Annotated in this window: 13 protein-coding genes; 2 read left to right on the plus strand and 11 right to left on the minus strand. The window is 68.4% G+C overall.

Translation table 11 applies throughout. The annotated features are described in order from the left end of the window. Nucleotides 1-844 (minus strand): IS5 family transposase gene (locus B3587_RS03370; RefSeq protein ID WP_241186004.1). Its coding sequence is split into 2 segments (ribosomal slippage): nucleotides 1-537 and nucleotides 539-844, totalling 843 coding nucleotides; the frame shifts between segments, so codons are not numbered across the junction. A gap of 169 nt (nucleotides 845-1013) precedes the next feature. Here B3587_RS03370 and B3587_RS03375 point away from each other — a divergent pair. Continuing rightward, nucleotides 1014-1595, plus strand: coding sequence for an ABC transporter permease (locus tag B3587_RS03375; RefSeq protein WP_005052801.1), 582 nt, complete (start codon nucleotides 1014-1016; stop codon nucleotides 1593-1595). A 22-nt stretch (nucleotides 1596-1617) separates the two neighbouring features. Here the strand turns inward: B3587_RS03375 and B3587_RS03380 are convergent, their stop codons facing one another. The 6 genes from B3587_RS03380 to B3587_RS03405 all read right to left on the minus strand — a co-directional run bounded on the left by B3587_RS03380 (nucleotide 1618) and on the right by B3587_RS03405 (nucleotide 6505). After that, nucleotides 1618-2784, minus strand: coding sequence for an amidohydrolase family protein (locus B3587_RS03380; RefSeq protein ID WP_045245739.1), 1167 nt, complete (start codon nucleotides 2782-2784; stop codon nucleotides 1618-1620). 54 nt (nucleotides 2785-2838) lie between these two features. Then, the gene (locus B3587_RS03385) at nucleotides 2839-3744 is read right to left on the minus strand and encodes a phosphodiesterase (protein ID WP_005052799.1); all 906 of its coding nucleotides are present in this window, start codon (nucleotides 3742-3744) and stop codon (nucleotides 2839-2841) included. Nucleotides 3745-3762: 18 nt separating this feature from the next. Continuing rightward, a complete protein-coding gene (locus B3587_RS03390; RefSeq protein WP_005052798.1) occupies nucleotides 3763-4593 on the minus strand; it encodes a tyrosine-protein phosphatase in 831 nt (276 codons plus the stop codon). Next, complete coding sequence (locus B3587_RS03395) at nucleotides 4590-5423, minus strand: extracellular solute-binding protein (RefSeq protein WP_005052797.1); 834 nt, start codon at nucleotides 5421-5423, stop codon at nucleotides 4590-4592. The genes B3587_RS03390 and B3587_RS03395 overlap by 4 nt, the downstream gene beginning before the upstream one ends. Before the next feature lie 102 nt (nucleotides 5424-5525). Continuing rightward, nucleotides 5526-6116, minus strand: coding sequence for an SIS domain-containing protein (locus tag B3587_RS03400; RefSeq protein WP_005052796.1), 591 nt, complete (start codon nucleotides 6114-6116; stop codon nucleotides 5526-5528). Next, nucleotides 6032-6505: a MurR/RpiR family transcriptional regulator gene (locus tag B3587_RS03405; RefSeq protein ID WP_164743636.1), complete on the minus strand. Its 474-nt coding sequence runs from the start codon at nucleotides 6503-6505 to the stop codon at nucleotides 6032-6034. The genes B3587_RS03400 and B3587_RS03405 overlap by 85 nt, the downstream gene beginning before the upstream one ends. A gap of 60 nt (nucleotides 6506-6565) precedes the next feature. Here B3587_RS03405 and B3587_RS03410 point away from each other — a divergent pair, with 60 nt between their 5' ends. Continuing rightward, nucleotides 6566-6916 (plus strand): hypothetical protein, encoded by a 351-nt coding sequence (locus B3587_RS03410; RefSeq protein ID WP_005052795.1) that lies wholly within the window; start codon nucleotides 6566-6568, stop codon nucleotides 6914-6916. Nucleotides 6917-7148: 232 nt separating this feature from the next. On the opposite strand, the gene B3587_RS03415 is transcribed toward B3587_RS03410, so the two are convergent. The 4 genes from B3587_RS03415 to B3587_RS03430 form a co-directional block, all read right to left on the minus strand. Next, nucleotides 7149-7688, minus strand: coding sequence for a hypothetical protein (locus tag B3587_RS03415; protein WP_292726560.1), 540 nt, complete (start codon nucleotides 7686-7688; stop codon nucleotides 7149-7151). 143 nt (nucleotides 7689-7831) lie between these two features. Further along, nucleotides 7832-8137: a hypothetical protein gene (locus B3587_RS03420; protein WP_292726562.1), complete on the minus strand. Its 306-nt coding sequence runs from the start codon at nucleotides 8135-8137 to the stop codon at nucleotides 7832-7834. Between the two features lie 21 nt (nucleotides 8138-8158). Then, complete coding sequence (locus B3587_RS03425; RefSeq protein ID WP_292726564.1) at nucleotides 8159-9403, minus strand: M23 family metallopeptidase; 1245 nt, start codon at nucleotides 9401-9403, stop codon at nucleotides 8159-8161. A gap of 8 nt (nucleotides 9404-9411) precedes the next feature. Then, a partial coding sequence (locus tag B3587_RS03430) for a hypothetical protein (RefSeq protein ID WP_414683110.1) occupies nucleotides 9412-9806 on the minus strand: 395 nt, incomplete at its 5' end.

Consider the following 9806-nt stretch of genomic DNA (forward strand, 5'->3'; position numbering starts at 1 on the left):
CTAGGGCGTGTCTCTTAAAGCCTTGAGCCAGATGGTGATGGCGCGTAGGACGACGCCGCCGCGATAGGTCAGGGCGAGTTTGTCGTAGCGGGTGGCCAAGGCGCGCCATTGCTTGAAGATGTTGAATCCGCGCTCGACGACGTTGCGGCGCTTGTAGGCCTCGGTGTCGTAGGTGACCGGGCGACCACCCTTGGCGCCGCGGCGCTTGCGGTTGGCGATCTGATCATCGCGTTCGGGGATGACGGCCTGGATGCCGCGCCGGCGCAACAGCTTGCGGTTGGCCCGGGAAGAGTAAGCCTTGTCACCCAGCGCCCGGTCGGGCCTGGTGCGTGGCCGGCCCCCACCCAGGCGCGGTACCCGCAGGGCGTTCATCACGTGCTCGAACATCGGGGAGTCCCCGCCCTGCCCGGGCCCGAGCAGCATCACCAGCGGCCGCATGTTCCCGTCGCACAGGTGGTGGATCTTCGTCGACAGGCCGCCGCGGGAGCGGCCGATGGCGTGATCAGGCGGCTCGATGCGCAGATTCGTGTAATTCGTCAGGTCCCCCTGTGTCCCGGGGCAGGTTGGTGGCGTGCTGATGGGCGCGGTTGATCGTGGAGTCCACCGAGACTTCCCAGTCGATCAGCCCGGCGGCGTCGGCATGGGCCAGCAGGACGCTGTGGATCTTGTCCCACGTCCCATCACCGCTGAAGCGGCGGTGCCGCTTCCACACCGTCTGCCACGGCCCGAAGCACCCGGGTAAGTCCCGCCACGCGATCCCGGTCCGGTAGCGATAGATGATGCCCTCCACCACGGTGCGATGATCGGCGAACGGCCGACCACGACGCCCCTGCGAGGACGGCATCAACGGAGCAATCAGCTCCCACTGCGCATCAGTCAGCAACTCCGTTCGAGACACACACCGAGCGTTCCAGCGACCAGCCCAAACCTTTGGGAGACACGCCCTAGTCGCTTTCCAGGAGAACTGGCTCTTCGCGCGGATGGCGAGCGACGTCTTGCCGAGTCTTTCCAGGATGATGATCGGGTTCATCGGCGCTGTGGTCATCGGCGTGGTCGTGGGGTTCGTTCTCGGTCAGGCGCACCGCCTCCAGGCGATGTTCGCACCCGTGCTCGAGTTCCTGCGCGCGATCCCTGCGGTCGCGTTGATTCCCCTCGTCATCATCGTGCTGGGCCTCGACGACACCGCGAAGGTGATTCTGATCACCTTCATCTGCCTCTGGCCCGTGCTCCTCAATACCGAAGCTGCAATCAGAGGAATGGACCCCGGACTGCGCGAGACCGCCCGGGTGTACGGCATCCACTGGTTCCGCTACGAGTTGCAGGTCGCACTTCCCGCGGCAGCTCCGCAGATCTTTGCCGGAATGCGCACGAGTCTTTCGCTCGCGCTCATCATGGTCGTCGTGAGCGAGATGATGGCGGGAGGCAACGGGATCGGCGTCTTCGTTCTTCAGTCGCAGAGGTCGTTCGCGATCACGGACATGTGGTCGGGCATCGTGCTCATCGGGATCTTCGGGTACGTGTTCAACCTGCTGCTCATCGTCGTCGAGAACCGGGTGCTCGCGTGGCACCACGGCGCGAACACCGCCGTGGAGTGACACCGCGGTCGAGAGGACGCCCTCACACCTCGATGCCGCCGCACCACACACGCAGAACGCGACGCGCGGCAGCGATGTCGGTGAGCGGATCGCCGTCCACCAGCACGAGGTCGGCTCGCAATCCGGGGGTGATCGCCCCCCGATCGTCGAGTGAGAACGCGTGCGCGGCCGTCGAGGTGGCAGCGCGCAGCGCTTCGGCTGTTGACAGGCCGGCGTCCACGAGCAGAGCGAGTTCGTCGTGCATGCTCTCGCCGTATGGCGGCATTGCCCGTTCGAGGAGCCCGATGTAGGCGTCTTCGTCGTGCATGCTCTCGCCGTATGGCGGCGATGCCCGTGTGAAGGACCCGATGTAGGCGTCGGTGCCGGCCAGGACCGGAACGCCCGCGGCATGCATCGCGCGCGTGCTCTCGTGGGCGTGTGCATAGCTCACACCGGGAACGCCCGCTGCGGTGAGATTCGCGGCGACGCCTTTCATCATCGTCAAGGTCGGGATGAACACCGTGCCCTGGGCGAGCATCGTCTCAGCCGTCGCATCGTCGAGCGCGCGGTCGAGTGGAGCATGGGTGATCATGTCGGCCCCCGCAGCGAGGCTCATACGCACAGCTTCGTACAGGGCTGCGTGCGCGATGACCTTGAGCCCCCGCGCGTGCGCAGCAGCCACGAGTGCATCGAGCACGTCCTGGGTGGGACCGGGCAGATCGGCGATGATCTTGATGTAATCCACCCCGTCTGCCACCTGCACCTCGACGAACCGCTCCGCCTTGTCGGGGGAATCGACCAGCGCGACGTCCGGATAGGTCGGAATGCGGCTGTGCGTGCTGCCCTGAGATGTCGCCGCCATGCCGGCGGTGCGGAAGTCAGCGACTCCCCTCAGTCCCCGCAACGACTGGAACTGTGATGCGGGCCATGTCGCCATGTCCAGGCCGGTGGTGACACCGTACGTGGCGAGCGTCTCGAGGGACTCGCGCCCCTTCAGGTGCATGTGACAGTCGATCAGGCCAGGAAGGAGCACCGTACCTTCCGCGTTGACGACAGCGGCACCGACGACGACCGCATCCGCTGATACGTCACCGATGCGCCCGTCGGGCTGGACGACGACCGTCGTGGGGGCGCTCAGACTGTGTCCGTCGAAGACCCTGGTGTTCGTGATCGCGGTCGCAGAGACTGCGCCGAGCGTGGAATCCGTCATGAACTGCTCCGTTCGAGGAGATGTAGATACGAGACATTATTGTTCACGGGCTGACTACTCTCCCGCCGACGCGTTGACGGCGGCGAGCTGCTCGTCGGGGGTCATGTTCATGAACGCCTCGAGCATCTCGGGAGTCATCTCGTAGACGGTCGGGAACTGCCCGATCGGCACGACGGAGTGCAGCACCCGGTCGCCGTAGACGTGCACGAGGTTGTAGGACTGGCCGCCGTCCTGGCCGCGGGCACCGGGGTAGGCGACGGCGAGGTCCTGCGTGTAGCAGGTCGCCGACGCGACCGACACGGGCACGCCCGCGAACGTGCTGGTGGTCGAGTAGTGCAGGTGACCGCCCAGGATGCCGCGCACGTCGGTGCCCCGGATGACCTCGGCGAGGCGCTCCTGGTCGCGCAGCTCGACCAGGGCGATGAGCCCGATCGGGCTCGGCACGGGCGGGTGGTGCAGCGCGATGAGGGTGCCGTCGGGCGCGGGGACTTCGAGCTCGCGGCGCAGCCACGCCAACTGCTCGTCGCTGATCTCGCCGTGGTGCTGCCCGGGCACCGTCGAGTCGAGCGCGATGATGCGCAGACCGTTGACGTCGTAGACGCGGTCGACGGGCTCGGACTGGTCGGCCTCCTCGTCGAGCAGGCCGCGGCGGAACGCGACGCGCTCGTCGTGATTGCCCATCACCCAGATCACCTGGGCACCGAGCTTCTCGGCGGCGGGCTCGACGATGGCCCGCAGGCGCTCGTAGGCGTCGGGGCGGCCGGTGTCGGCGAGGTCGCCGGTGAACACGATCGCTTCGGGGCGGGCGTTGGCCTTGGTGAAGCCGTCGAACAGCTCTGCGAGGTTCTTGTCACTGTCGATGCGCTCGTGCAGCAGGTCGCCGTCGCCCACGAAGTGGGTGTCAGAGACATGCAGGATGAAGTGCTCGGGAGCGGGATGCTGGCTCGCGATGTGCGACATGGTGTGTGTTCCTTCCGATCAGACCGCGGTGGCGGCGGGGTCGATGATCACGGCGGTGAGACGCTCGAGCTCGGTGGGGGTGAGTCCGTGGGCGAGGAGGTAGGCGCTGATCGACCCGTGCTCGCGGTCGATGCGCTCGAGCAGCGCCTCGAGCACCTCGGCGGGGCTCTCGGTGATGAGTTCGACCATTCCCGCGGTCAGTTCGATGCCGCGCTGTTCGAAGACGGCGGTCATCGCGTCTGACCACTCGCCGCGCAGGTTCTCGGCGGTGGCGGCGTAGTCGGCCACGACGTCGTCGCGGTCGACCCCGGCGGCGGCGAGCGCGAAGGCCACGACGAGACCGGTGCGGTCTTTGCCGGCGGTGCAGTGCACGAGCACCGCGTCGTCGTCGTCAGCCGCGATGATCACCCGGATCGCGTCGACCAGCTGCGCCCCGCGCTCGTCGACGATGTGGTCGTAGACGGGCACGAGTCCGACGTGCGTGGTGGCCTGCGCGGCCGGGTCGGCGTCGTCGAACACGGGCAGGTGGTGCACGGTGACCTCGAGCCCGTCGACCGCGCTCGGCGCTGTGGCGCGCTCGTCGCCGCCGCGCAGGTCGATGATGTGGGCGACGCCGATCTCGGCCAGCCGGTCGCGACCGGTCGCGTCGATGCGGTGCAGAGCATCTGACCGCAGCAGCTTGCCCCACCGGCTGGTGCCGCCGGCTGCACGGTAGCCGCCGGTGTCGCGCAGGTTGTAGAGGCCGGCCACGGCGTGGCGACGCTCACGAGGCGCCGCGGTCGCGGCATCCGGCGACGAAGCGGCCGCGGCATCCGTCGCCGAAGGCGTCAGGTCGAGGTCGATGGTCATTCGATCAGCCCCTGCGCGCGCTCGGCGGCCTCGGTCATAGTGGCGGCCGGGTCGGCGCCGTAGAAGACCGCGTCTTCGATGGCGGTGGCGAGCACCTGGTCGACCTGGGCGTAGCTGTCGCCGGGGTACGACACCCACGGCTCGAGCGCGTCGAGCTGCTCGAGGTTGGGCTTCACGAGCGGGTTGGCTTCGACCCAGTCATAGAGCGGTCCGCCCTCGTCGGCCATGCTGCTGCGCAGCGGTAGGTACCCGATCTGGGTCGAGATGATCTCGTAGGCGCGGGGGCTGGTCATGAACTGCATGAGCTCCCACGCGGCGGCCTGCTTGGCGGGGTCGGTGGCGAACATCGCGAGGAACGAGCCCGAGTTGGTGGGCACGACCGCCTGGTCTCCGAACGCGGGCAGGGTGTGAGCGTCGAGGGTCCAGCCACCGGCCTCGGCGCCCATCATGAACGCGCCCTGCAGGGCCGAGCTGTTGACGTGGATCGCGGTCTTCCCCTGCGCGAACGCCTCGTACTGGCTGGTGAAGTCCTCGTTGGTGAGCACGCCGTCCTCGTACATCTCGGTGAAGGTCGCGACCGTATCGATCGCGGCGTCCGAGCCGAACTCGATCGTCGTGCGGTCATCGCTCAGCACCTGGGCGCCGTTCGAGAGGAAGAGGCCCTGCATGCACCAGCTGCCGCCGGTGATCACGCACGACGCGCTCATCGAGGGGGCACCGGTGGACTCGGTGATCTGCGCGGCGGCGTCTTCGATGATCAGGTCGATATCACTGACGGCGGCGGTGCTCTTGAAGGAGCGACCGACACCAGAGAGCTGGATCGTTCCCATGAGTCGCCTTCTGCAAGCGACCTGACGAACCGGGGCCTTCCCGCGAAATCCGCTTGCAGAGCTATTGCAATCGAGGAAAGTGAATTTCCTGCAAACGGAGTGTCAACGCCCATCGCCGTGGTCGATAACGTCTGGCACGTCGGATGCCTCGGCGTCGGAGCCGTCGTCGGCGACGATGTCGAGCACCTCTTCGCGCACCGCGAGGCGCGCGCGGTCGGCGGCGTCGCTCATGCGGTCGGCGACGGCGATCTGCAGGGCGTTGAGCACGAGCAGCTGTACGAGCCCGCTGCCGAGAATGCCTTGATCCCACGCCTGGAAGCGCGCACCGGCGACGAGCAGGTGGTCGGCGCGGGTGGTGAGCGGGGTACGGGCGAAGCTCGTGACCCCGATCACGGTGGCGCCGGCGTCGACGGCGGCGTCCGCAACCGCGAGGGTCACCGAGTTGGCGCCACTCGAGCTGACGATGAGGCACACATCACCGGGGGCGAGCACGCGGGCGGTGAGGTGGGCGACCACGCCGTCAGCGGGCGCTTCGCAGGGCCGGCCGTTGACGGCGAACGCGACGGCCGACGCCTGGGCGGCGGCGTGCGAGGCGCCGGTGCCCGAGATCAGCAGGCGCGGCGCGCGGGCGATGGCGTCGGCAGCGGCGTCGAACGCGACCGGGTCGATCGAGGCGAGCGCGGTCTGCAGCATCCCACCCGCCCCTCGGCCAGCCACCGCAGAAAGCCCTCGGTGCCGGCGGGTGCGTCGGGCGCGGCGGTGGCGTCGGCGGCGAGGTCACGCACGAGCAGCATGCGCAGGTGCTGAAAGCTGCGCAGCCCCAGCGCCTGGGCGGTGCGGCTGACGGTGGCCGGCGACGTGTTGGCGGCTTCGGCGAGGTCGGCGCCCGACATGTCGACCACGTCGTGGGGTCGCTCGGCGCAGATGCGGGCGACGCGCTGCGCGCTCGGTACGAGCGACGGCAGGATCGAGAGGATGTGGTCGATGGTTCCGCCGAGCGGCGGCTCGTTGAGGGGCGAGTTCATGTAGCCGGTGATCACCTTTCGGGTTCGCCGCACATCGTATGGGCGCAATGCGACCACGACCCCAACCATAGGTGAACGCAGCGTTCATCGCCTCCGCTATCCGCGAAAGGCAATTTCATGACCTCCCTGCGTCCGCTCGAGCTCCCGAACAGTGCCATGCCCGCAAGGAAGTCGGCCAAGGGTGACTCGACCGAAGACGCCCACCTCGAGCGCCGCGATGGCGCCTACGATGACCGTCCGTGCGAGCCAGAGCCACGTGATCTGTCGATCCCGGCGGTCAAGCGCTCGAACGTTCCGCACGTCGATGTTCCGCTGGCGGGGGCGCCGGGGCAGCAGACACCGGTAACCAACGACGCGAAGAAGCCTGCCACGACGATGACGCCCGCAGCGCGGAACCAGAGGGCGGGGGCGACGCGCGAAACTGATCCTGCTCATGGCCCGATCAGACCGATGGCCACTCAGACGTGAAAGGGGAGACATCGCGTAGGGCTGCGAGGGGGAGAGCAGCAGGCGTCGGATCCGCGACAACTCGTGCGAGACAGACCGCTCTGCCGGGGATGCTCCGCGAGCGAGAGAACCCCCGGTCAGCCCATCCGCGATGTGACAAGTCGAGTGAGATCCGACACATGCAGGGTTGCTGCTTCACCCGCTGCACACCCAGACCGCGCCGCCCACCTGACGGATTCGCCACCAGCTGGAGCTAGTCGTTCCGGGCCGCGTGAGACCGCTCGGCCCACAGGCTGGCCATCATCTCCGCCTGCCGCCTGGCGGCCTCCGGGTCCACCCCTCGAGCGCCGATCGGCGCTTCGGGGAACGGGGCACCCGCGTTGTACTTCTCCTCGAGTCGCGTTGCCTCCTCGGTGAGCAGGGCGGCGACCATCGACGACATCGACGGATAGCCGGCGTCGCGATCGCGCGTTGCCCACCAGGCCGCTTTCGCTCGGGCGTGCACGGCATCGGGGAGGAAGTAGCTGTGGTTGCGCTGCTCGCCGTCGCCGAGCGCGCGGCCGCGAGCTCCTTCGGGAGCGGCGGGGAAGGGCTCACCGTCGTTGTATCGGTCTTCGAGACGGCCGGCGCCGGCGACGAGCAGCTGCGCCACGAGCGAGGCGAGGGTCGGAGCGGCGTCAGCAGTATCCCGGGTTCCCCACCAGGCGGCCTTGATGCGCGCGTGAAGGCCCACGGGGAGGAAGTAGCCGCGGAGCCTGTTGCCAGTGGCGGGGGAAGGTGTAGTGGAGGGCACTGAGGGACGCCTCGTCGTCCAGGGCGCGGAGTCTTGGTCGATCAAGACCCCGGAGCGCTTTTCGTCTTTTTCGGTCGGGTATCGCCGAGTCTACCGGGCGGTGTTTTTCGAGGTGGGAAGCCGATATGCCCGGCGGCGCCGTGTCATCGTGTCGCGGCGCTCTTCGCGGACCGGACGGCAGCGCGGCGGACCGCGAAGACGATCAGGGCGAGCAGCAGCAGGACGCCACCGGCGGCGATCGCCAGACGGCCGAGGTCGAGGCCTGCCGCGTCGGACAGGGGAAGGATGACGTTCTCTGTGGTGAGGACGTGCACGTCGACGAGGAAGGACGCCGCCTGTGGGATGAGGCGTGCGGCGAGGGTAGGCCCGAGCAGCATCAGCGCGAACGTTCCGATCAAGACCAATGTCAGAGTGTCGTCGGACAGTTCCGAGTTGCGGTTCTCGTTCATGGTGTCTCCTTCGTGTGTGGGTCAGGGGCGCCGGCAGCTGTCCGGTGGGCAGATCTCGATGCCGTAGAGGCGGAGGAACTCTTCTGGGTTCACGTAGCCGGCGTACATCGCGGGAGCGCCGAGGTCGGTTGCCTCCTGCAGGGCCGCGACCGCTTTGTTGGTGGTGTCGTTCTTGTTGATGCGGAGATCCAGGTGGCAGCCGCCGGAGGGCGGGACGTTGCCGGTGACGCCGATCTGCTGGCCGGCCTGGACCTGGTCTCCGACGTTGACGAGGCGCTGGCTCTTGTACATGTGCAGGTAGCTGATGATGAAGCCGTCCGGGTGGCGGATGGACAGCCACAGGTCGCTGCTGAGGGTGACGGTGCCGGGGAGGACCGCGTAGACCGGGTCGCCGCAGTTGTTGGGCCAGTGCTGCAGGTCGATCGCGACATGCCAGGTGGAGGCGCCTTCGACGTCGATGTCGCGAGGCCCATACCCAGAGGTCATGTTGAAGCCGGGCGAGAGGGGGAAGGCTGCCTGCCCCACGACCTCTCCGCCGGTGCAGCTGATCGACCCGCCGACCGAGGAGATGATCTGCTGGGCCGCGGTCTCCCACTTGTCGTAGGCGTCGGGGTAGGCGGACACCTGGACCGTCTGCGCTGCCTCGCCGAGGCTCATGCTCTCCCAGCCGGGGATGTCGAGCAGGCCGCGAGGGCTGCCGTGATTGGGCCCCTCGGGGCCACCGAAGAACGCCTTCGCCGCGTACGTCGGGTCCATCAGGTCTTTCACCGTCCCCCACCCGGAGACCCGCTGCTGGAAGAAGTTGACCGAGTCGTGATCGCTGCCGACCGCGTCGTGGGGGTAGTCGAGAGAGGCCGGCACGGTGCTGTTGGCGTACATCTTCAACCCGGATTCCTGCAGCGCGGTCATGATCGCGATCTGCTGGCCCTGGGCGGAGACGCCGAGGCTCCGGGCGACGGCGAGGATCGTCGTGGCGTGGCCGAGCTCCGTGGCCCCCAGAGTGCGGGTGGAGCCGCCTGTGGTGGTGACGGTGAGCTCGGTGGAGCTGAGAGTGCCGCTTGCGGTGCAGCTGCTCGAGGAGCCGCCGAGGCTGCTGCCGAGCAGGATCATCAGGAACATCGTGTAGCCGGCGACGATCACGACCGGCACCAGGATCAGGGCGACGACCCAGATGATGATCTTCTTGCGCGAGCCGTTCTCGTCATCATCACCGCCGCCGGGCGCACTGAGGACGTCTGGCCGCTCGAGCGTGGACGAGAGCGACATCTACCGGATCACCCCTGCGCGATCGCCAGCCGGCTGCGCAGCTCGGCGCTCCGCGGCGACGGGAGCGCGCGGGGCTGCGGCGGCAGCGAGCTGATGTCCACGACGCCGCCCGTGGGGGTGCGCTGGATGCGGCCCATCCCGTTCCCGTCGACGACGATGCGCCTCGAGCTGTCAGGGGTGCGAGCCGGGGTCTGGTCGACGACCATCGGGACGACCTTCACTGCGGCCGGGGCCGGGCGGGATGCCCCGCTCGTCGACGAGGGAGTCGCGGCCGACGCGCCCGCCTGGATCGCCTTGCTGGCGCCCTTGCTCGCGACGCGGCCACCGACCTCGAGTGCGGCCGCGCCGGCAGCACCGGCGAGCCCTCCCGCAGCCGCGCCCTTGCCGATGCGCACACCGGTGA

It is taken from the genome of Microbacterium sp. UBA837, from assembly GCF_002296025.1.
GTDB lineage: Bacteria > Actinomycetota > Actinomycetes > Actinomycetales > Microbacteriaceae > Microbacterium.